Source organism: Pseudoalteromonas denitrificans DSM 6059 (assembly GCF_900112265.1).
Lineage (GTDB): Bacteria > Pseudomonadota > Gammaproteobacteria > Enterobacterales > Alteromonadaceae > Pseudoalteromonas > Pseudoalteromonas denitrificans.
In genome coordinates, this window is sequence record NZ_FOLO01000060.1 from 1 (window position 1) to 21670 (window position 21670).

The 21670-nt window shown below is 35.6% G+C and carries 24 protein-coding genes and 2 tRNA genes; 8 read left to right on the plus strand and 18 right to left on the minus strand.

The features are described from left to right. Positions 1-247: IS200/IS605 family transposase (gene tnpA, locus BM088_RS22725; RefSeq protein WP_143085143.1), on the minus strand; the 247-nt coding region annotated here is incomplete at its 3' end. Positions 248-600: 353 nt separating this feature from the next. Between tnpA and BM088_RS22730 the strand changes: the two genes are divergently transcribed. Then, positions 601-1782 (plus strand): right-handed parallel beta-helix repeat-containing protein, encoded by a 1182-nt coding sequence (locus BM088_RS22730; protein WP_091990280.1) that lies wholly within the window; start codon positions 601-603, stop codon positions 1780-1782. Between the two features lie 651 nt (positions 1783-2433). Then, complete coding sequence (locus BM088_RS22735) at positions 2434-3075, plus strand: hypothetical protein (protein ID WP_091990283.1); 642 nt, start codon at positions 2434-2436, stop codon at positions 3073-3075. A gap of 106 nt (positions 3076-3181) precedes the next feature. Here the strand turns inward: BM088_RS22735 and BM088_RS27385 are convergent, their stop codons facing one another. From BM088_RS27385 to BM088_RS22750, 4 genes are all read right to left on the minus strand, one after another. Beyond that, entirely contained in the window at positions 3182-3340 is a 159-nt protein-coding gene (locus BM088_RS27385; RefSeq protein WP_177208148.1) for a hypothetical protein, read from the minus strand. A 251-nt stretch (positions 3341-3591) separates the two neighbouring features. After that, entirely contained in the window at positions 3592-5424 is a 1833-nt protein-coding gene (locus BM088_RS22740; protein ID WP_091990286.1) for a S8 family serine peptidase, read from the minus strand. A gap of 737 nt (positions 5425-6161) precedes the next feature. Then, positions 6162-6252 (minus strand) — tRNA-Ser (locus tag BM088_RS22745). Positions 6253-6322: 70 nt separating this feature from the next. Then, positions 6323-6413 (minus strand) — tRNA-Ser (locus BM088_RS22750). 288 nt (positions 6414-6701) lie between these two features. Between BM088_RS22750 and BM088_RS22755 the strand changes: the two genes are divergently transcribed. The 5 genes from BM088_RS22755 to BM088_RS22775 all read left to right on the plus strand — a co-directional run bounded on the left by BM088_RS22755 (position 6702) and on the right by BM088_RS22775 (position 8794). Further along, the gene (locus BM088_RS22755; protein WP_091990289.1) at positions 6702-7367 is read left to right on the plus strand and encodes a Bax inhibitor-1/YccA family protein; all 666 of its coding nucleotides are present in this window, start codon (positions 6702-6704) and stop codon (positions 7365-7367) included. A gap of 88 nt (positions 7368-7455) precedes the next feature. After that, positions 7456-7812, plus strand: a complete 357-nt coding sequence (tusD, locus tag BM088_RS22760; RefSeq protein WP_091990292.1) for a sulfurtransferase complex subunit TusD — start codon at positions 7456-7458, stop codon at positions 7810-7812. 10 nt (positions 7813-7822) lie between these two features. After that, on the plus strand, positions 7823-8179 hold the full coding sequence (gene tusC, locus BM088_RS22765; RefSeq protein WP_091990294.1) for a sulfurtransferase complex subunit TusC: 357 nt from the start codon (positions 7823-7825) through the stop codon (positions 8177-8179). Beyond that, on the plus strand, positions 8179-8463 hold the full coding sequence (locus tag BM088_RS22770; RefSeq protein WP_091990296.1) for a DsrH/TusB family sulfur relay protein: 285 nt from the start codon (positions 8179-8181) through the stop codon (positions 8461-8463). Before tusC ends, BM088_RS22770 begins: the two co-directional genes overlap by 1 nt. Before the next feature lies 1 nt (position 8464). Beyond that, complete coding sequence (locus BM088_RS22775; RefSeq protein ID WP_091990298.1) at positions 8465-8794, plus strand: TusE/DsrC/DsvC family sulfur relay protein; 330 nt, start codon at positions 8465-8467, stop codon at positions 8792-8794. Between the two features lie 9 nt (positions 8795-8803). On the opposite strand, the gene BM088_RS27390 is transcribed toward BM088_RS22775, so the two are convergent. From BM088_RS27390 to lrp, 7 genes are all read right to left on the minus strand, one after another. Next, positions 8804-8959 (minus strand): hypothetical protein, encoded by a 156-nt coding sequence (locus BM088_RS27390; protein ID WP_177208149.1) that lies wholly within the window; start codon positions 8957-8959, stop codon positions 8804-8806. 176 nt (positions 8960-9135) lie between these two features. After that, a complete protein-coding gene (gene serS / locus BM088_RS22780; protein WP_091990301.1) occupies positions 9136-10431 on the minus strand; it encodes a serine--tRNA ligase in 1296 nt (431 codons plus the stop codon). 33 nt (positions 10432-10464) lie between these two features. Beyond that, positions 10465-10857, minus strand: coding sequence for a fluoride efflux transporter CrcB (crcB, locus tag BM088_RS22785; protein WP_091990303.1), 393 nt, complete (start codon positions 10855-10857; stop codon positions 10465-10467). A 6-nt stretch (positions 10858-10863) separates the two neighbouring features. Beyond that, positions 10864-12147, minus strand: coding sequence for a replication-associated recombination protein A (locus BM088_RS22790; RefSeq protein WP_425439331.1), 1284 nt, complete (start codon positions 12145-12147; stop codon positions 10864-10866). 60 nt (positions 12148-12207) lie between these two features. Next, positions 12208-12822: an outer membrane lipoprotein periplasmic chaperone LolA gene (gene lolA / locus BM088_RS22795; protein WP_091990350.1), complete on the minus strand. Its 615-nt coding sequence runs from the start codon at positions 12820-12822 to the stop codon at positions 12208-12210. A 105-nt stretch (positions 12823-12927) separates the two neighbouring features. Then, on the minus strand, positions 12928-15519 hold the full coding sequence (locus tag BM088_RS22800) for a DNA translocase FtsK (protein WP_091990308.1): 2592 nt from the start codon (positions 15517-15519) through the stop codon (positions 12928-12930). 55 nt (positions 15520-15574) lie between these two features. After that, a complete protein-coding gene (gene lrp, locus BM088_RS22805) occupies positions 15575-16066 on the minus strand; it encodes a leucine-responsive transcriptional regulator Lrp (protein WP_091990311.1) in 492 nt (163 codons plus the stop codon). A 127-nt stretch (positions 16067-16193) separates the two neighbouring features. Here lrp and ald point away from each other — a divergent pair, with 127 nt between their 5' ends. Further along, positions 16194-17312, plus strand: a complete 1119-nt coding sequence (gene ald / locus BM088_RS22810; RefSeq protein ID WP_091990313.1) for an alanine dehydrogenase — start codon at positions 16194-16196, stop codon at positions 17310-17312. A 73-nt stretch (positions 17313-17385) separates the two neighbouring features. On the opposite strand, the gene BM088_RS22815 is transcribed toward ald, so the two are convergent. From BM088_RS22815 to bioB, 6 genes are all read right to left on the minus strand, one after another. After that, a complete protein-coding gene (locus tag BM088_RS22815) occupies positions 17386-17565 on the minus strand; it encodes a hypothetical protein (RefSeq protein ID WP_091990316.1) in 180 nt (59 codons plus the stop codon). 74 nt (positions 17566-17639) lie between these two features. Further along, positions 17640-17834: a YwbE family protein gene (locus tag BM088_RS22820; RefSeq protein ID WP_091990318.1), complete on the minus strand. Its 195-nt coding sequence runs from the start codon at positions 17832-17834 to the stop codon at positions 17640-17642. A gap of 13 nt (positions 17835-17847) precedes the next feature. Further along, complete coding sequence (gene bioD / locus BM088_RS22825) at positions 17848-18546, minus strand: dethiobiotin synthase (protein WP_091990321.1); 699 nt, start codon at positions 18544-18546, stop codon at positions 17848-17850. Positions 18547-18566: 20 nt separating this feature from the next. Next, positions 18567-19355: a methyltransferase domain-containing protein gene (locus BM088_RS22830; RefSeq protein WP_091990324.1), complete on the minus strand. Its 789-nt coding sequence runs from the start codon at positions 19353-19355 to the stop codon at positions 18567-18569. Positions 19356-19372: 17 nt separating this feature from the next. After that, positions 19373-20500: an 8-amino-7-oxononanoate synthase gene (locus tag BM088_RS22835; RefSeq protein ID WP_091990326.1), complete on the minus strand. Its 1128-nt coding sequence runs from the start codon at positions 20498-20500 to the stop codon at positions 19373-19375. Positions 20501-20558: 58 nt separating this feature from the next. Beyond that, positions 20559-21590 carry a biotin synthase BioB gene (bioB, locus tag BM088_RS22840; protein WP_091990329.1) on the minus strand — a complete coding sequence of 344 codons (1032 nt, stop codon included), beginning with the start codon at positions 21588-21590 and terminating at the stop codon, positions 20559-20561. Positions 21591-21670: the final 80 nt, after the last annotated feature.

Here is a 21670-nt window from a genome sequence, read left to right on the forward strand (position 1 = left end):
TACTTTTTATCACCTGCATGATTTGACTAGGTGACATTTTTGGTTCACTTCTTACGACCATATGAATATGATCTTCTGGTATTTCTAATTCGACTATATCTATGTCGTAATCGTAACCAATTTTTTGAATTATAACTTTCATCGCTTCACGATAAGGATCAGAAAAAACTTTGTGTCGATACTTAGGTATCCACACAAAGTGATACATTAATCTAAAAACATGATGAGAATTTCTTTGAAGTTCCATGTAGTGGATACTACAGACTGAGGCAAGCTCAGTCTACACTATCCAGCACGGGGGCAAGCCCCCGAGATTTTCGCTACGCTCTGTTAAATGTAATATAATAATTGCTTTTATCAAGGATAAAAGCATCAGTATCGATCCTTAGTAATGCTTGTATTGCATTGCTCTAGTACCTACATCTATGTAGGCAAAACTCACCTACTGTGTATGATGTTTGAATGCTTGTAGATTACTCTTTAGCTAATTTTATTTACCTCTTTGCTTTGCTACAACTGACATAAAATGCATAATACTTAAGTTAATGGATTATCGATAAAATTTTGAATTATCAAAATAAACAATAAAGGACTTATGTTATGAAAATTAAGCTTTCTCCTGTGCATTTTTTAGCAATATCAAGTTTGCTTATAGCAACTACAACAACCGCATCTGAAAGTGAAGATTGTGGTTGTGACTATACTTTACCCTCTTCTCATTATGCATTTGATGGCGCAACGCAAGGTATCTCTGTTGGGCAAACACTGTGTTTAGCGCCAGGTAAAAGAGGGCCAATAAAACTGAGCAATATTCATGGCGCTAAAGATTCACCCATTACTGTTAAAAACTGCGGTGGCGTAGTAGAAACAACCCCCTATCACTACGCAATTTCTATTCAAAACTCAACTCATATGAATTTATCTGGTACAGGTGATGAAAGTAACTATTATGGTATACGCCTTGGCGGTACACTCGGCATTGAAAAGCGTTCTTCTGATATTGAAGTGAACAATATTGAAATATACAGGGCAAATTTTGCCGGTATTATGGCAAAAACCGACCCTACCTGTGAGCTAAATACTCAGGCAGGTCACTTTACTTTAGCTAATTTGAATATTCACCATAACTGGATCCACAATACACAAAATGGTGAAGGAATGTATTTAGGTTATACGGGAAAATATAGAACGCTCACTTGTGATGGCACACAACAAAAAGTATACCCTCATGATTTACAAGGGCTAAGAGTACATAATAACTTAGTACATAATACGGCCGCCGAAGGTATTCAGGCGAATTCGTTAACCGAAGATATATTGATTAGTGATAATCGAGTATCGCTTTATGGCCAAGCTCCTTTTGCAATTTATCAAAATAATGGTGTTCAAATAGGTGGCGATAATGTTGTTTTACAAAATAATGTGATTGATACAGGTTCAGGTAATGGCGTTATTGCCATAGGTAAAAATATTACAATTAACAGTAATACCATTATTAATGCTGGAAGTTATGGTATTTTTGCTGATAATCGCCCTGAAAATGGCACCATTGTGGGTCAAGCTGGTTTGGCACATCAATATTTGAATAATACAATCATTGACTCAGCTCAAGAAGGCATACGCTCTTATGTTAGATTAACCAGCAATAACAATTTAGTACATGGCAATACAATTATTAATGATGGTTTACCAAACAAATATAATGAACCTAAATTTATTCATTATTTGAATAACGACGTACTTAGAGATGAGCAAAATAATCATCATATAATCAGAAAGTAAAGATTTGGTAAATCTAGATTTTAATTTTTGCAGGTTGGGGTTTAGGCTAAATTATTGTAGATTGGCCTTTAGGCTAATTTTTTTGATTTTGTGTAAAACATTATAATGCAGTCGGTAGTATGCTTCTGCATTGCCTTTATTTACTTTGTATGGCTAAAGCCTTAAGGATCCCCACAAATTTCGTTATTTTGTAGGTTGGCCTTTAGGCTAATTTTTTTTGATTTTGTGTAAAACCATTTAATGCAGCCAATGGTATGCTCCTACATTGCCTTTATTTACTTTGTAAGGCTAAAGCCTCACCTACAAAGTTCGTCATTTTGTAGGTTGGCCTTTAGGCTAAATGTTTAGGGTTTTGTTTAAAACATTATAATGCAGTCGGTAGTATGCTTCTGCATTGCCTTTATTTACTTTGTAAGGCTAAAGCCTTAAGGATCCCCACAAATTTCGTTATTTTGTAGGTTGACCTTTAGGCTAATTTTTTTTGATTTTGTGTAAAATATTATAATGCAGTCGGTAGTATGCTCCTGCATTGCCCTAGTACCTACATTTCTGTAGGCAAAGCCTCATCTACAAATATTTGTTTCGGTTTAAGGTTTTTGGCTTGCTTTTTGCTTTAGAAATATACAGTTTTTTATTACGTTAAGGATTAACATGTCTATTTTTATACCACAATCCACAAACTTTGACTCCAAAATTGATAACGCATATAAACTCAATAACGATAGAGCCCCTTTATCACCTGATGGCGTATTATTTACTCCATATAGGGAAGAGATCACTGATAAATCACTCAATAATGCTCGTTCAATTGATGATATTCCTCAAAAAACGAAAGATTTATACAATGAAATAACAAGCGGAGTAAAAGAAAGTATTGATACCAATTTAACTCCCCGTGAGCGTCTGTTAGCCTTTTTTGATAAAACCATAAATGAAATCATGACGGCACCTATTGAAGTTGAAATTGAGCCCCACGAAATGAGAGAAGCTATTTTATTTTCTCGTTTAGGCGTTGATTTTTTAAAGGTAAAAGAAGCTAATGTCAGAATGGATATGTTAACTTTGGCCAAAGATGCTATTGATAAGGCAGATAAACTCACACAACCAGACAAACAAGTATTTTATGATCGCATAAAAGACCTTAAACTACAGCTTGAGCAGCAAATTGCTGACTTAATGAAAGGGGTAGAGCCTGAAGAATCAGATAAACAAGAAGCTTTAAAGTTTGAAAAAATTGATGAGGTAAACCCTCTTTTAAATCAGCTTCAGCAGTCAAAAAACTTTAAATTCTAATTTTTGACTATTTTATACCCAGATAACAAAAAACACAGCTGGTTGTCTGTGTTTTTTATTTAGCTGACTGGTTGGGTCATTAATTATATTTACTAAAAATTTGTTATTAATTTCTTGCTAATGCATATGTTGCGCTGATCACCGATACGGCAATCATTGAGCCTATAGCAACTGCTGAACCCATTCCATTGAAAGATAAGACACCCATAACTAAGCCGCCTAAAACAGATGTTGTTAAAATTTCGCCTGTGCTTGAAGTATTCATTTTGTTGTCCTTTTCTATATTCTATTTCGTTCAGAGGTTGAATTAATTTGCTGATTGTTATGATGTTTATCAGCTGTTGAAATGAATAATAGATGACGTTTTATTTTTTATTATTGGTTTTGTGATTAATGGTCAATACCGGTGATTTTGGGAGAATTTAGATGATAAGCATATGCCCGTTTCATGCGACTTTGTTTTAACGCTCAATATAAAGGGAGCATTAAGCTCCCTTTATTCATTTTATAAACTCGCTATTGAAAAATTACTGTGCTTTCATTAGTACAAGTATCAGTGCCTGTTTCACATACTTGATAAACATAAGTAGCACTACCTTTAGATATTGATTTATCAGAATAACTTAAACCCTCAACTTGAGAAGCGATTAAACTACCATCTCGATAAATATCAACATTGCTGGATGTACCTAGCCAAGATAAATTAACTCTTTGCTTGCCTTTAGTAACTCCATTTGCCGATAAAGTAAATTCAACATCGGGGTCAACTACATCAGCACAACCATTAGCCATTAAGTATGCATGTGCATCTTTTGCTTGAACAATACCATAACCAAATTTATCATCATTACCTGGCTCGCCACCATCTAATGCCGTTTCTTTTAAAGCGGCTCTCACATCTTCACCTGTACAAGAAGGAAAGTTTGACCATACAAGTGCTGCAACACCAGATACTGCAGGCGTTGCCATAGAAGTTCCGCTCATATAACCATAATCACTTACTAAAACATCTATTGAAACGGAAGTAGCAGCTAACAAAAGCGTTCTATCTGCAAGTGCAGCTCCAACAGTAGGAATACTTGTCGCATTTGCTGTGCCTAAAGTACCATATAACATGCCAGGTTCATTATTTATAATTACGGCGCCTAGCCCTCCTGAATTTTCACAATTAAGCACTTTATCGTGAAACGAAACAGCCCCTCTGTCTATCATGCAAATTTTACCACTTGCGCCTGAGTCTGTTGCTTCAGCCGTGCCCATAAAATACGTACTTCCAGATGCAGAGCCCATATTTTCCATAGCTGCCGAATCATAAGAACTACCTCCTGCAATTAAATTTGTGGTGTTACCTAATTGAGCAGGGTAAGTAGATAAGGTATCAACCCCACCCGCAGTTAACTCAACACAAACCGTTTCATCATGTACTGTTTGTCTATTTCGACCTCGACCGACTGTAATTAAGCAACTTGGGTATTGAGAAAAATCGGCAATATTATTATCAGCATCATTTGCACCGACCATAACAACCGATGAGTAACCGGCTGGATATGACCTTGCTGCGTTAGCATCATTACCCGCTGCGGCTACAACTAATCCCCCACCAGACACAAAGTTATTAAAGGCGTTTTCTTCGGCATTACTTGGACTCCCCCCCCCTAAACTCATACTAATAATGTGAGCACCTTTAGATGCACAAATATCTGCAGCATTAGCAAGTGTCGATGAATATGCCCAGCCAGTTTCTTCAAATACCTTAATAATATGCATCGCAACACCTGGTGCCATACCAATCACACCAAATGTATTATCAGCCGCACCTATGGTACCGGCAACGTGTGTTCCGTGTGGACCACCATGCTCAAACCAATTTCCTGTACCAGAATCGTTTGTTCCGGTTATATTTGAATTGGTTCTGTTAAAGTCGGTATTACTTTGATCTAACCCCGAATCGATAATACATACCTTTATTCCAGCACTATGGTTAAAAGTGACCTGATTTGCTTGTGATTGATAAACTGCATAAGGTGTGAGCTGCGTTACAGCTGGGTTTCCTGCATCATCATTAAATAATGACAAGAGTTTTCGTTTTTGATCTATTTCTATTAATTTAATATGCGGATTTTTTAATATGCCTTTTAAACCATCAAGAGATTGACCATCAAACTCTACAGCTATAAATCCATCAGCATCGAGCACAACTTCTCCACCTAATTGTTGAGAAAGCGCTGTAATAATTCCTTTATTAACATTATCTACTTGAATAACAAAACGTTCCGCAAAGCTTGAACTTGATATTGTACCCAGAACCGCCATAGCGATAAATGACTTGGTAAATGTTAATTTATTCATGTTAACTTCCACTACTACAACTACTAAGTTAGTTAACTTTTAGTATAGAACTTAATGATAGGTTTGATTTAAAAATAACCAGTTGTTTTTTGAAATATACCGTTTATTCGTAATAAACTTTTATTAAAATTAATTGTAGATTCAGATTTTGTAGATTGGCCTTCAAGCTAATAAATTTTGATTATGTTCTTAACCTTATAAAGCTACTGGCAAAATGTTCATGTATGCATGAATATTAAAATACCTTTATAAAAATATGGGCATGCTTTTGTGCCCATATCCATGTAAATAAAAATCTCACCTAAAAAATATTATTATTCTTGTAGATTGGCCTTTAGGCTAATGAATTTTATTATGTTCTTAACCTTATAATGCTACTGGCAAAGTGTTCATGTAGACATGAATATTAATATACCTTTATAAAAATATGGCATGCTCTTGTGCCTCACCTACAAGATCCGTCATTCAGTAGGTTGGCCTTTAGGTTAACTTGTTTAGTATTTTAAAAGAGTAAGGCTACCGGCAATAGCTCCTTGCATTGCTCTAGTACCTACATCCATGTAGGCAAAACCTCACCTACAAGCTTCGTCATTCAGTAGGTTGGTCTTTAGGTTAAGTGGCGCAGAGATAAGGAGTTGAACCTGTGCATTTGAACTAGGCTATAAACTCGTTGTTAACCATTGAATTTCAGGCATAAAAAAAGCTTAGTAAAAACTAAGCTTTTTTTAAGAATTAAGTGGCGGAGAGATAGGGATTTGAACCCTAGATGGGCTATAAACCCATGCCGGTTTTCAAGACCGGTGCATTCGACCACTCTGCCATCTCTCCGCATTGTTCTTTGTTTTATTTCTGTTTTAGTTAAAGTTCTAAATCCACTTTTTTATTTAAAATAAAAAAGTGGCGGAGAGATAGGGATTTGAACCCTAGATGGGCTATAAACCCATGCCGGTTTTCAAGACCGGTGCATTCGACCACTCTGCCATCTCTCCGCAGCGGCGCGAATATTATTAAACTAATTGATGTTTGTGAAGTCTTTTTTTTACTTTTTTGTTTAAGTGATTAAAAATCAGCACATTCGGATAAATATAAAACAATTTAGTTTTAAATTGATACATTTAAAAATAATTGAACCCTTCAAAACATTTTGAATCAAAAGGTAAGCAACAAATTATTGCCCTAAATGTTCAAGCTTGTTAATCTTTACACTTAATTTATATAATATTGAAACTGCAAAACACGTAAAGAACAGGAACGGGTTTCAACTAAGGAGATTTATTATGGCTTTTAACCATACTTATACCACCGACAAACCTGTTGGTTCGGTACTAGAAACAAACAAAGTATTGAGAAATACTTACATGCTGTTAGGCATGACATTATTAGCAAGTGCTGTTACTGCTGGCATTTCTATGGCGTTACAACTTCCATACTTTATGGGTCTTGTATTCACTTTAATATCTTTAGGCTTAATATTTGTAGTAAATAAAAAGGCTGACACTTCTTCTGGCATTTTTTGGATATTTGCCTTTACTGGCTGTATGGGTTTAGGCCTGGGTCCTATGCTTAACCATTATGCTGGTATGCCTGGTGGCCCAATGCTTATTATGCAAGCACTTGGTTCAACTGCTTTAGTATTTTTTGGTTTATCTGCTTACGCTTTAACAACTAAAAAAGATTTCTCATTTATGGGTGGCTTTTTAACTGTTGGTTTATTGGTTGTGATCGTAGCAAGTTTAGTCAATATTTTTATTGGTAGTTCAATTACATTCATGGCAATTAATGCTGCTGTTGTACTTATTATGTCTGGTTTTATTTTGTTTGATACAAGCCGTATTATTAATGGCGGTGAAACTAACTACATACGTGCAACTGTAAGTTTATACTTAAATGTATATAACCTTTTCACTTCTATTTTGCATTTATTAGGCATGTCTGACGATTAATAATATGCTTTAAGTGATATATTTCACGTATAATATTAGCCCCGCAATATGCGGGGCTTTTTTGTAATAAATTCAAATTGAGATCATAGTGGCTAATTTTGTTTTATCATTACATGCATCGCCTAGCGATAGTGATGCCTGTTTATCTTTATTAAACTTTGCAAAATCAACTCTTACTTCTGGACACAAAATAGATGCTATTTTTTTATATCAGGAAGCAATTTGGCATGCCAGTGAGCATTTTGTCATTGCAAAAGATGAAGTTCAGCTAAGTGAGCAATGGCAAGACTTTGTTGATGAATTTAATACCCCTCTTTTACTGTGCATTACAGCTGCTGAGAAACGCGGTTTAAATATTAAAAGTACAGGCCCCTTTACAGTTGCAGGCTTAGCGGAGTTTGCGATGTCGGTTGCTAAAGCTGATAAATGGTTACAATTTAAGTGATTAAAACAAAATGAAAAATATATTAGTGATACAAAACCACAGCCCTTTTGATGGTGTAAAATGTAGAGAAGCATTGGATACAGCACTCATTTTTGCAGCGGTAGATCAAAATGTGAGTATCTTATTTAAAGGGGATGCTGTTTTTTGTTTGCATCCGAAGCAAATACCCGACATCGCTAATTTAAAAGATTATTTTAAAACCTTAAAAATGCTTGAACTTTATGATGTAGAAAACATTTATGCCTGTAAACACTCTCTTGTTGAACGAGGGTTAGCTGACACTGGCTTATATCTTGATTGTATCATTTTAGAAAAAGAACGCATGAAAAGCATTATGCTTGAACAAGATCATTTGGTGAATATGTAATGACAAATCTTAATGACAGTAATAGCACATTACACATTTTATCTAAGCCTATTAACAAGGCAGAATATCAATCTCTTATAGAGTCATTAAACACCCACGATTGTGTATTATTTACTAGGGACGCTTGTTATTCGTTATTAGCCCCTTATATAGATATAACAAATGTGAGCGCATTAGACATTGATTGTGAAGCCAGAGGCATTATAAATGATAAGCTTGCAACTATAAGCTACTCACAATGGGTTGAATTAACGTTGTTTCATAAAAATATATTAAGTTGGTAAGATGATTGAATTTAATCAAACAGAAATTGAAACTGATAAACAAGGCTATTTACTTAACCCGAAAGATTGGAGTAAAGAGCTCGCACTTATTATAGCAAATGAAGAAAATATTGAGTTAAGTGAAGCGCACTGGGAAGTTGTGCATTTTGTACGTGATTTTTATATTGAGTTTAATACCAGCCCCGCAATTCGAATGTTAGTAAAAGCGATGGCAAAAAAATTAGGAGCTGATAAAGGTAATAGTATTTATTTATATACTTTATTTCCTAAAGGCCCAGCAAAGCAAGCGACAAAAATTGCAGGTTTGCCAAAACCCGCAAGGTGCATTTAAAGTTAAAACTTAACTTTGTTCTACTTGATGTGTATTGCTGTATACCGTAATAAAAGCTTCAAACCCTATATATGCAGCAATCAGTATCATGGCTGCCACGAGCAATCGGTAAAACCAACGTAGTGCAATGTTAATTATTTTTGCGCTTCCTTTTTTCTTTGTCATTCTTTACAAAACCTATCTGACTTAATATGGTAGACACCATAATTATAGATTTATTTTATATAAATTTAATGTGTAATCGATAAACTAACAAAATAAAGCGATATATTTTCAAACAGATACAAAAAAAGGTCTATTAAAGTAAATAGACCTTTTAAAAATATGTGTTACCTTAAATCTTATTTATTGCCAAGTACTTCAATACCTGCCATGTAAGGTTTAAGTACTTCTGGTACAACAACGGAGCCATCTGCCTGTTGGTAATTCTCTAATACAGCAACGAGTGTACGTCCTACGGCTAAACCAGACCCATTTAATGTATGTAATAATTCTGGCTTTTTGCTGCCTTTACGTTTAAAACGTGCTTGCATACGACGCGCTTGAAAATCATTCATCGTAGAACAAGATGAAATTTCACGGTAAGTATCTTGTGCAGGTAACCACACTTCTAAGTCATATGTTTTACTTGAACCAAAACCCATGTCACCTGTACATAAAATAACTTTACGGTAAGGTAATTCTAAAGCTTGTAATATTTGCTCAGCATGGCCTGTTAGTTCCTCTAAAGCTTCTAAAGAGTCTTCAGGTTTTACTAATTGCACTAATTCAACTTTATCAAACTGATGCTGGCGAATAAGACCGCGTGTATCACGGCCATAGCTGCCTGCTTCACTTCTAAAACAAGGCGTATGCGCAGTTAATTTTACTGGAAGCTCAGCTTCTTCAAAAATTTCATCTCGTGCTAAATTTGTTAAAGGGACTTCAGCTGTCGGAATTAAGCTAAATGTATGTTGGTCTTCAACAAGTGCTTGTGTATGGAATAAATCTTCTGAAAACTTAGGAAGTTGACCTGTGCCATATAAGCTATCTTTATTTACTAAATATGGTACATACATTTCTGTATAACCATTTTTTAATGTATGCGTATCAAGCATGAACTGAGCAAGCGCACGATGTAAGCGAGCCATTTGACCGCGCATTACAGTAAAACGCGCACCACTTAATTTCACGCCAGCTTCAAAGTCTAAACCTTTATCCAGACCTTCACCTAAATCAACATGATCTTTCACTTCAAAGTCATACTGTTTTGGCTCACCCCATTTTAAAATTTCAACATTTTCATCTTCATCTTTACCCAGTGGTACAGACTCATCTTGTAAGTTAGGTAGCGTTAAAGCGATATCTTTTAATTTAGCTAAAACCGCATCTTGCTCTGCTTTTGCAGCATCAAGTTCAGCGCCTAATTGGCCTACCGACTCAAGTAATGGCTGAATATCTTCGCCACGGGCTTTTGCTTGACCAATAGACTTGGAACGGGTATTTCGCTCATTTTGTAACTCTTGTGTTTTAACTTGTAGCGCTTTACGGCTTTCTTCTAATGCATTAATTGTTTCAACATCAAGGGTGAAACCTCTTTGCGCTAAACGCTCAGCTGTTTGGTTGATATCTTGACGTAAATATTTTGAATCTAACATATTATTCTTTTAACCTTTTGAGCACTACCCGTGCTATTTTTGTACAAGTTGTATTACCAATTGCATACCTAACCAAGTAACAAAGATACAACAGACTAAATTTAATGTGATATTTAATGCTACCTTTAACCAATCACCTTGCTGCATCAGCAATAGTGTATCTAAAGAAAAGGTAGAAAATGTTGTGAGTGCACCTAAAAAACCAATGCCAAGAATGGTTTTTGCTGGACTCCCAACTAAAAATTCTTTTTCTAAGAGGGCAAATAAAACCCCCATTAATAATGAACCAAGAATATTAACTGCCAAAGTACCAAAAGGGAATCCCCTACCCAGTAGTTTTACCATGGTTTCACTAATAAAATATCGTAAACATGCACCGCTGGCACCACCAAGTGCCACAAACATATATAACTTTAATGCATTCATATAAACCTACTCATACCTTTTGAGTGTGCTTTGTTGGTCAAGTGCAGCTAAATAGTCCAATTTTTCTTTAATTTTTTTCTCTAAACCACGCTCGCTAGGCTGATAGTATTGTGTTTCTTTTAGAGCTTCAGGAAAATAATTTTCACCTGCAGCGAATGCCCCAACTTCATCGTGCGCATATCGATATTCACTGCCATAGCCTAAATCTTTCATTAAGCTAGTTGGTGCATTCCTTAAATGCTCAGGCACAGGGTAACTGGGTAATTCATTTGCTTGACGTTTTGCCTGATTAAAAGCAGTGTAAACAGCATTGCTTTTTGCAGCACTTGCCAAATATAAAGTTGCTTGTGCTATCGCTCGCTCTCCTTCACCAGGCCCCACCCTTTGATAGATATCCCATGCATTAAGAGCAACTTGCATCGCGCGAGGGTCGGCATTGCCAATGTCTTCAGTTGCAATTGCCAGTAATCTGCGCGCAACATAAAGTGCATCACCACCACCTGCTAGAATTCTACAGTACCAATACAATGCTGCATCAGGGGATGAACCACGCACAGATTTATGAAAGGCAGAAATTAAATCATAATATTCGTCTCCCCCATTATCATATTTAGCTAAATGGCTTGGTAAAACTTGCTCTAAAACTGTTTTATCGATTAATAAAACGCCATTCTTTTCAGTTGCAAGATCTGCAGCTTGTTCCAATAAATTAAGTAATTTTCGAGCATCACCATCAGCCGCAGTACATAAGGCTTTTTTTGCATTTTCGGGTATATTTAATGATTGACTCCCAAAGCCTTTATCACTGGATAGTGCTTGAGTTAATACTTGCTCTAAATCTTGCTCTGTTAACGCTTTAAGTACATAAACTCTAGCCCGAGACAAAATCGCATTGTTTAAAGCAAAGGAAGGATTTTCAGTTGTTGCCCCCACAAATATAAAAGTACCATCTTCTATATGAGGTAAAAAGGCATCTTGCTGCGATTTATTAAACCTGTGAACTTCATCAACAAATAATAATGTACGCTGGCCATTTGATGCTAAATGATCTTTTGCATCTTGTACTGCTTGTCTGATTTCTTTAATACCAGCAGATACAGCTGAAATACGAATTAAATGTGCATTAGCATGGTGGGCAATGATTTCAGCTAATGTTGTTTTACCGACACCTGGTGGGCCCCATAAAATTAAAGAATGGCATCGGCCCTCGACTATGGCGCGATAAAGCGGTTTATCAGATGCCAGTAAATGACCTTGTCCATAATATTCATCTAGCGTTTCAGGTCGCATTCTCGCAGCTAATGGTCGTACATCTGGGGCAAAGTCAAAATTAAAATTTGTCACTTTTTATCAATTACTCGTTTGGTCGTCAATTTCAACACCCGCTGGAATGACAAATTTAAAAGTATCATCATCAATTTTCTGGTTCACTTTGCTATTTGAAAAATCGAAATAAGATGTTTGGCCAGATACATCTTTGATTTCTAATTTCTCTAACCCTTTATCATTTTTAAAATAAATCACTAAAGCACTGACTTGTGCATTATCTAATGATTTTGGCGTTACTGTGTATGCATTATTTGCAAGAGTCACAGTATATTTTTGCCATAACTTTTCATCGTTACTGGTTAATAAAATAAAGGGCGTACTTTGAATGAGTTTATTTGAATTAAAAATTGAAACTTGTTCAGCAAAACTATCAAAATAATATGTTTTTACACCATTAGAGACTAATAATGTTTCGTCCGGTTCAGTTTGCTGCCAGTTGATTTTATTCGGCTGTTGTAGTGCGATATTACCCTTACCTTTTTGTAATATTTCACCTTGTTCATCTTTAACGACTTGTTCAAAACTTGCTGTAAAACTTGTTAATAAATTTAGCTGACTACGTAATTGTTCTAAATCACCCGCTAAAGTTGAAAAACTCATGCTAAACATTAATCCTAAAATACTTTTTTTAATCATTCGTGTAATACCTAAATTCATTGTTTATCTTTTTATACCTTAGTAAAACTGAACCTTACTTTAACAAAGCGTTAAGTGTTGTAAAAAACTGTTCGATATTTAAAACTAATTAGCATTTGCGTTTGGTACTAATAGTTCACGTGCACCGTTATGACCTGGAGCACTTACAATACCGGATGCTTCCATTTGCTCAACCAAACGCGCAGCACGATTATACCCAACCCTGAGTTTACGCTGCACACTTGAGATTGATACCCTGCCACCTTCAATCACAAAACTTACAGCTTCATCATAAAGTGGATCCTGTTCTGTATCTTCCCCTTCAGGTGCCTCACCGGGTAATAAAATATCTTCGACAGCATCACCATTAAGAATTTCATCTATATAATTTGGTTGACCACGTTTTTTCCAATCATCAACAACAGCATGTACTTCATGATCGTCAATAAATGCACCATGAACACGTACAGGTACGCTGGTTCCTGGCGGTAAATATAACATGTCCCCCATACCTAATAAGTTCTCGGCACCTTGTTGATCTAAAATGGTACGAGAGTCTATTTTAGATGAAACCTGAAACGCCATTCGCGTTGGAATATTTGCTTTGATCAAACCAGTGATCACATCCACTGATGGTCTTTGTGTCGCCAGTACTAAATGAATTCCAGCAGCACGGGCTTTTTGAGCAATACGAGCAATAAGCTCTTCAACTTTTTTGCCGACTATCATCATCATATCGGCAAATTCATCAATCACTACGACTATATTAGGTAACTTTTCAAGGTCTGAAGCTTCTTCGGCCATACCATTTGTATCTTTAAATAATGGATCTTTAATTGGCATACCCGCATCAATTGCCGCTAATACTTTTTGGTTGTAACCTTTTAGATTACGCACTCCTAATGCCGACATAAGTTTATATCGTCTTTCCATCTCGCCTACACACCAACGAAGCGCATTTGATGCTTCTTTCATGTCGGTTACAACTTCACATAATAAATGTGGTATGCCTTCATAAACAGATAATTCAAGCATTTTTGGATCTATCATGATCAAACGAACATCATCTGGACCAGATTTATATAATAAACTGATGATCATAACGTTCACACCCACGGACTTACCAGAACCGGTTGTACCCGCTACTAATAAATGAGGCATTTTACCCAAATCTACAACTACTGGCTCGCCCGCAATATCTTTACCTAATACCATAGCAAGTGGTGATGAGTTTTGATTAAATTTGTCTGCACCTATCACTTCAGATAAACGCACTATTTCGCGATGTTTATTTGGTAATTCTAATCCGATATATGTTTTACCAGGGATCACTTCAACAACACGTACACTGACTGCCGATAAAGCTCGTGCCAAATCTTTTGCCAAGCCTGTTATTTTTGCTACTTTAATACCTGGCGCTAAGTCGAGTTCAAATCGTGTAACAACAGGACCTGGGTAAACGCCAACAACCGAAGCCTGAATACCAAAATCGAGCAGCTTTACTTCAACTAAACGTGAAACGGCTTCTAATTCATCTTTGGAAATCGGGTTTTTAGCTTTATCAGGCCTGTCTAATAAATCTAAAGTAGGTAAAGGGGGCATATTAGATCTGTCTATTGATTTTTCAGCTAATAGTGCTTCAAACTTCTCTTTTGCCGTTTGTGGGACCATGTGTGAAACTACGGGCTGAGAAGGTACTTCGGGTTTAACCGTTTCAAGTTCACTTGACAGCTCATTTTCAACAGGCATTTCCAGAGGCATATTTTGATCCAGTGAATTCAGTGCACTGACAGTATCTATAGGCTCATCTTCTATCGCACTAAACCTGATATCTTGTTCTAATATGTTATTGATTTCATCAAACTCAGGATCAATAGGTTCAAGCGAAACATCATTAAACTCAGGTCTATTTTCAGACAGTTCCTGTTTCTCACAATTGTTTATTTCATCCACTTCATTTTCAAAATCTGAATCTAAACCAGGTTCAGGTTCAGGTTCAGAAAATGTATTATGTTGTTCCAATAAAATATCAGGATCTGTATTAACTGGAGGTTCTAAATTTTCAGGTGTTATTGTTTTAGTTTCTTGATTCTTTTTGCTTCTATTATCGACCCACTTTTGTGGTAACTGTTGCAAATATAGACCAAACTTAATTGCATACTCACCTAATACATCTACAAACTGCACCCAAGATACACCTGTTAATAAAGTAAGCCCTGCAAAAAAGAAGCATAATAAAAAAATTGATGTGCCTGTAAAATTAAATGCCGGCATCATGGCATTTGCAATAACATCCCCTACTACCCCACCGGATGAAAAATAAAATATATCATCAAAATTGATACTGCTAATAGCTGCTGAAGTTGTAACAAAAAAAACTAAACCTACAACACGTAAACCTAAAGTTAAATAATCAAGTTGCAAAATTTTATGTGGTTTTTTAAAAAAGAGATAACCAAATGCTTGAATAGCAACAGGGATAAAAAAAGCGAGCCAACCAAAGCTAAACAATAATATATCGGCTACCCAAGCACCTGTTGAACCGGTTATATTTTTAACTCTTAGAAATTCACCGGTTTGTGACCAAGAAGGATCTGCGGGGTCAAAACTTACCAGAGCACACAATATAAAAATTGCAGCAAAGGTGCTTACTATTAAGCCTGTTTCTAATAAACGTTGCACACCGTTTAGGCGCATATTAAAGATATCCTTTGATTTTTATTATTTATATATACAACACAACTGAACTTTATCAGGAATTTACTTTCAGTGGTAACATTTCATCACTTTTGACCTCTTCCATCACAACATATGTACGACTTTCACTCACCGATGGTAAACGTAGCAAAACATCACCTAATACTAATCTATATGCCGACATATCTGCGACACGCGTTTTAAGTAAAAAATCAAAATTACCAGATACTAAATGACATTCTAATATTTCGTCATGTAATTTTACTGCTTTACTAAAGTCTTCAAAAACATCTGGAGACGTTTTTGTTAAAGTAATTTCAACATATACCAATAAAGCTGCACCCACTTTTGCAGGATCTATCACAGCCCTATAACCCATGATAAAACCATCTCGCTCTAATTTTTTTACCCGTTCAAGACACGGGGTCGCGCTTAAACCTATGCGTCTTGATAATTCAACATTTGAAACTCGACCATCTTTTTGTAATTCGACTAGAATCTTATGATCGATTCTATCTAATGTATAACTTGCTTTAGATGAAACCATATAAAACACTCTATTTTTAAATTTTAAAGTTTATATCACTAAATACTACACTAAGTTAAGTGAGTAAAACTACATTTTTATACATACAATAGAATAAAACATAACCTCGTTCAAAAAGGCAATTATTATGATTATCGGTGTTCCTAAAGAAATTAAAAACCATGAGTATCGTGTAGGTATGGTTCCAGCGAGTGTTCGTGAGCTAATCAATCACGGTCATCAAGTATTTGTAGAAACTAATGCAGGTACTGGTATTGGTTTTACTGATGCTGATTATATCGCTTCAGGCGCAGAAATTTTAAATACTGCAGCTGAAGTTTTTGCTAAAGCTGAGATGATAGTTAAAGTAAAAGAACCTCAAGCTGTAGAGCGTGCCATGTTACGTGAAGATCAAATCTTATTCACTTATCTTCACCTTGCACCAGATCTTCCTCAAACAGAAGATTTAGTAAAAAGTAAAGCCATATGTATCGCTTACGAAACAGTAATTGATGGTCGCGGTGGTTTACCGCTTCTTGCACCTATGTCAGAGGTTGCTGGTCGTATGTCAATTCAAGCAGGCGCACAGGCACTTGAAAAATCAAATGCAGGCCGTGGCATGTTATTAGGTGGCGTACCAGGTGTTGAGCCTGCAAAAGTTGTTGTTATTGGTGGTGGTATGGTTGGTAACAACGCAGCTCAAATGGCAATAGGCATGGGTGCTGAAGTTGTTATCTTAGATCGTAACATTGATGTATTACGTCGTTTAGATGCGCAATTTGGCAATAAAGTGAAAGCGATTTACTCTACAGCCGACGCACTAGAAAAACATGTTTTAGCAGCTGACTTAGTGATTGGTGGTGTTTTAATCCCAGGAGCAGCAGCACCAAAATTAGTAACAGCTGATCATATTAAACGTATGAAACCAGGCTCTGCAATTGTAGATGTTGCTATTGACCAAGGTGGTTGTATCGCAACGTCTAAAGCAACAACTCACGCAGATCCAACTTATATCGTTGATGACGTTGTTCATTACTGTGTAGCTAACATGCCAGGTGCGGTACCACTTACATCTACATTTGCACTAAATAATGCAACTTTACCTTATATTATTAACCTAGCAAATAAAGGTTACAAAAAAGCATTATTAGATGATGCTAACTTCCGTGAAGGATTAAACGTTTATAAAGGTAAGGTAACATTTAAAGAAGTAGCTGAAGGTTTCAACATGGAATATGTTGCACCAATTGATGCTTTAAATGCATAAGTTTTAAATTTATCAAACACAAAAAAAGCTTATTAATTATTAATAAGCTTTTTATTTTCATCTATCCGTAAATTTACGTTCTAAGTTTATTTAATCTGGCTATTTCACTCATTGCATAATCAGTATCATGTTGTGCTTTGGCAAACATATCTTTAAACATATTATTGTATTGTTCAAAGTGTGTTGAAGGTGATTTATTGTCAATTAATTTTTTAGCAATATTATTGATATCATTGAATTCAAGATCTGTCATTAGAATATCCTTATAATAAAATGAACCTTAACTATGGTTCAAAATCTCAATTTGTCCAATAAACAAGCTAAAATTCAATCTAAAATTTCTTTCACACGCCCTACCTCACCACTTTCTAACCTTACTTTAATACCATGGGGATGATTTGGAGATTTCGTTAAAAGTGTTTGCACTATGCCTTGCGTTAATTTTCCGTTTCTTTGATCTTGCTTTAAAACAATATTAACTTGTGCACCAATTTTGATATTCGCTCTTATTGTACCACTCATTTATTTCTCACTTTTACTTTAAATTTAAAACGTCAGATAAAACTTTATAAACTTGAAGTTTTGGTTTTTCTGATTCTGAATCATTATAAAAAGGCGCAACTGCGAGTAAAGGCATAGGCAAACGCGCTATTAATGAATCAATATTTTGTTGTTGAGCATGCATACTCGGGTCAATATGATTTGCTATCCAGCCAATGCAATTCACGCCTATCGATTTCATATGAGCGTGTGTTAGCAATGCATGATTTAAACAACCTAACTTTAAACCCACAACTAAAATGACATTTAAATTTTGCGCTTTAACCCAGTCATATAAATAATCTTCTTCATTAATAGGTAAAGCCCACCCTCCTGCACCTTCAGTGATTAAATAGCCCTCAGGATCTAATCGCGTTTTTATACTCTTATATGAAGCATTCAAACCACCTAAGGTAATGCATTTTTTTGATTCTTGAGCTGCAATATGAGGTGCGATTGCCTGTTCAAATATATATGGATTGATAATATTATAAGGTACAGACACGTTACCGCTTTCAAGTAAAGTGAGCGCATCATCATTAACTAACTCACCAAAGGCATATTCAGCTCCCGCCGCTATCGGTTTAAAACCTAATACCTTTTTTTTATGTTGTTTAATATATTTAATTAATAAGCTACTAATAAAAGTTTTACCAACCTCGGTATCTGTACCTGTTATAAATATTTCATTCATAATATGCTCTTAATATGTTTTTATTTTTTTAAAGTTAAGTATGCAACCTGATAACTGACACAATACTCATTCTTTACTTTTGGATAAGCAGCTAACACATTCTTAAGTGTGCTTTTTCCCAATAACCCTTTATTTTTTTGACCATGATGAGATGCCCCAATTACTTTAATTGATTTTAAGGCTTTTAATGGCGAGTCGAACTTTTGCTGTAAACATGTATGACTATTATGCACAAGATTAAACCCTGACTGTTCCACTAAAGTCATTAAGTCATTTTTATTAATAAATTGATTAATATGACTATTATTATCAATGCCTCGCCAAGCTTGTTCAATCTCTTTTAATGTACCATCGCATACTATGCTTAAATAAAACACCCCTTCGGCTTTTAATAACTGATATATATGATGTAATAATCGCGGCAAATTTTGTGACCACTGGGTTGCAAAATTACTAAACACACACTCTAAACTACCACTTTTAAAAGGCAGTGCATCCATATCAGCACATACACTTGACACATTATGCGTTTTTATTTGCTTGAGCATGTCTAAACTTAAGTCTAATGCGATAACTTGATCAAACTTGCTTTTTAAAACATTAATATTAACCCCAGGACCAGCTCCTAAATCTAAGCATATACCGTGTTGTTTTTGTGGTATTAATGATAATAAATATTCACTGCTTATATGCTGAACTTGAGCATGTTCAGCATATTGCTTAGCGGATTGAGAGAATTTACGTGCTGTGATATTTTTATGATTTATATCTATCAAATTTTTATCACATTTTTTTGAAACTAAGCTCATAAAGAAAAATGCTTACCTTATAGTACTTTTGACAATATATTGACTAACTTATCAATATCATTTTTTTGATGTGCCGCAGTAATTGTAATACGTAATCTGGCAGTATTTTTTGGTACTGTGGGTGGACGAATAGCAGTCAGCCAAATGTTCTCTTTTTTAATTTTTTCAGAAATATCCAATGCTTTTTGTGCATCACCAATTAATATCGGCTGAATGGCGCTTGTTGAACACATTAAAGTGGATGATGAACAAAGTTGTTCAAACTGTTTTCTAAAATAATTGATATTATGAGTCAATTGCAATCGCTTTTCATCTGACGCCATCAAATTTTTGATGGCGTCATGGGTGACTTTTGCCATTAATGGTGCCATTGCTGTTGAAAAAATATATTCTCGGTTAAATTGCAACAAATACTCTTTTACTTGCTCAGAGCACAATATGCATGCACCCGAGCTTGCAATTGCTTTACCAAATGTAAGAACCAACAGCTCAGGTTTATCAATTTCACAACTGCCAAGCCCTTGCTTGCCCCTAATACCAAAACCATGCGCATCATCTATCATCAACCAAGCATCATGTTTTTTTGCCAATGCCATAAGCGATTCTATTGGCGCACTATCGCCATCCATAGAAAAGACACCTTCGCTAACAATAAGCTTATTCTTTGCCGAAGATTTATTAAGTCGTAGTGATAAGTGCGTTAAATCATTATGTTTAAAACGCACCATAGCGGCATTACTTGCTAAGCCACCATCAATTAAACTGGCATGATTTAATTTATCTTGAAATATTTCGCTATCAGCATCGCTCATTAAGGTTTTAAGTACACTGGCATTAGCGCTAAAACCACTGCTAAAAAGTAAGCAGGCCTGATATCCCATTAAATTAGTAAGGTAGCGTTCTAAATCTTGATGTGACTGATGATAGCCAGTTACTAAAGCTGAACTCGTGCTACCTATTTTAGAATTCAGCGCATATTTAAGTGGCGCATTTAATGATAAATAATCATTACTGGCAAAATTTAAATAAGACTTTCCATTAACACGAATAAAGCGGCTGTCACTTTGTTCAATTACATAACGTACTCGGAATAACGATTGTGATTTTCGTTGGGATATTTCATCCGATATATATTCAAAAGCCATGAAAAACCTTAAAAGTCGTTAGTAAGATGACTTACCTCACTAACGAATAGTTGTCTGCTTAAGCTTGGTAGAACAAATGTTCTGTTGCTTTATCATCAATTGCTTTATTAATTGAGGCTTCATAAGCTTCATCAGAACAACCATGCCTTTGTTCAGGTTTAATACCTAATTTTTTCAATAATTCCATATCTGTATCGGCAGCAGGGTTTTCTGTGGTCAATAGCTTAGCACCATAAAATATTGAGTTTGCGCCAGCAAAGAAACACATTGACTGCATTTGTGGGTTCATTTCTGCACGCCCAGCAGACAAACGTACATAACTTTTTGGCATCATAATACGCGCTGCTGCAATCGTTCTGATAAACTCAAAATCATCTAAGTCATCTACATTTTCAAGTGGTGTACCCTTTACTTTAACCAACATGTTAATAGGTACACTTTCAGGTTGCTTTTCAAGATTTGCCAGCTGCATTAAAAGACCATACCTATCTTGAGCTTTTTCTCCCATGCCCACTATGCCACCTGAGCAAACTTTCATACCTGCATCACGAACATGATCTATTGTATTGAGCCTATCTTGATAAGTTCTGGTAGTAATAATTTGATCATAAAACTCAGGTGAAGTATCTAAGTTATGATTGTAATAATCTAATCCAGCTTCGCGTAATGTATGTGCTTTTTCATTTGTTAACATGCCCAAAGTCATGCACGTTTCTAACCCTAACTGCTTTACTTCAGAAACCATTTTTTCGATATAAGGCATATCTCTGTCTTTTGGATCTGACCAAGCAGCGCCCATACAAAAACGAGTGGCGCCTTTTTCTCTTGCAACTTTTGCTTGTTCTATTACTTTTTCGACTTCTAGTAGTTTTTCTTTTTCTAAGCCTGTTTTATGACGCGCTGATTGCGGACAATATGCACAATCTTCAGGACATGAGCCGGTTTTAATAGATAACAAAGTTGATATTTGTACTTCATTTTGTTTGAAATTAGCACGGTGAACCGTAGCTGCTTGAAATAATAAATCGTTAAATGGCATTTCAAACAATTCTTTTACTTGTTGATGCGTCCAGTCGTGACGTACTTGCATAGTTTATTCCTAATTAAAACGCTTTTTATATTTGTTCACTACATACTGATGGGTTAGTCTACGGAGCATACACTGATTGT

Coding starts and splice junctions, on each gene's coding strand:
- BM088_RS22730 (WP_091990280.1), top strand. CDS start 601: ATGAAAATTAAGCTTTCTCCTGTGCATTTTTTAGCAATATCAAGTTTG.
- BM088_RS22735 (WP_091990283.1), top strand. CDS start 2,434: ATGTCTATTTTTATACCACAATCCACAAACTTTGACTCCAAAATTGAT.
- BM088_RS27385 (WP_177208148.1), bottom strand. CDS start 3,340: ATGAATACTTCAAGCACAGGCGAAATTTTAACAACATCTGTTTTAGGC.
- BM088_RS22740 (WP_091990286.1), bottom strand. CDS start 5,424: ATGAATAAATTAACATTTACCAAGTCATTTATCGCTATGGCGGTTCTG.
- BM088_RS22755 (WP_091990289.1), top strand. CDS start 6,702: ATGGCTTTTAACCATACTTATACCACCGACAAACCTGTTGGTTCGGTA.
- tusC (WP_091990294.1), top strand. CDS start 7,823: ATGAAAAATATATTAGTGATACAAAACCACAGCCCTTTTGATGGTGTA.
- BM088_RS22770 (WP_091990296.1), top strand. CDS start 8,179: ATGACAAATCTTAATGACAGTAATAGCACATTACACATTTTATCTAAG.
- BM088_RS22775 (WP_091990298.1), top strand. CDS start 8,465: ATGATTGAATTTAATCAAACAGAAATTGAAACTGATAAACAAGGCTAT.
- BM088_RS27390 (WP_177208149.1), bottom strand. CDS start 8,959: ATGACAAAGAAAAAAGGAAGCGCAAAAATAATTAACATTGCACTACGT.
- serS (WP_091990301.1), bottom strand. CDS start 10,431: ATGTTAGATTCAAAATATTTACGTCAAGATATCAACCAAACAGCTGAG.
- crcB (WP_091990303.1), bottom strand. CDS start 10,857: ATGAATGCATTAAAGTTATATATGTTTGTGGCACTTGGTGGTGCCAGC.
- BM088_RS22790 (WP_425439331.1), bottom strand. CDS start 12,147: ATGCGACCTGAAACGCTAGATGAATATTATGGACAAGGTCATTTACTG.
- lolA (WP_091990350.1), bottom strand. CDS start 12,822: ATGATTAAAAAAAGTATTTTAGGATTAATGTTTAGCATGAGTTTTTCA.
- BM088_RS22800 (WP_091990308.1), bottom strand. CDS start 15,519: ATGCGCCTAAACGGTGTGCAACGTTTATTAGAAACAGGCTTAATAGTA.
- lrp (WP_091990311.1), bottom strand. CDS start 16,066: ATGGTTTCATCTAAAGCAAGTTATACATTAGATAGAATCGATCATAAG.
- ald (WP_091990313.1), top strand. CDS start 16,194: ATGATTATCGGTGTTCCTAAAGAAATTAAAAACCATGAGTATCGTGTA.
- BM088_RS22815 (WP_091990316.1), bottom strand. CDS start 17,565: ATGACAGATCTTGAATTCAATGATATCAATAATATTGCTAAAAAATTA.
- BM088_RS22820 (WP_091990318.1), bottom strand. CDS start 17,834: ATGAGTGGTACAATAAGAGCGAATATCAAAATTGGTGCACAAGTTAAT.
- bioD (WP_091990321.1), bottom strand. CDS start 18,546: ATGAATGAAATATTTATAACAGGTACAGATACCGAGGTTGGTAAAACT.
- BM088_RS22830 (WP_091990324.1), bottom strand. CDS start 19,355: ATGAGCTTAGTTTCAAAAAAATGTGATAAAAATTTGATAGATATAAAT.
- BM088_RS22835 (WP_091990326.1), bottom strand. CDS start 20,500: ATGGCTTTTGAATATATATCGGATGAAATATCCCAACGAAAATCACAA.
- bioB (WP_091990329.1), bottom strand. CDS start 21,590: ATGCAAGTACGTCACGACTGGACGCATCAACAAGTAAAAGAATTGTTT.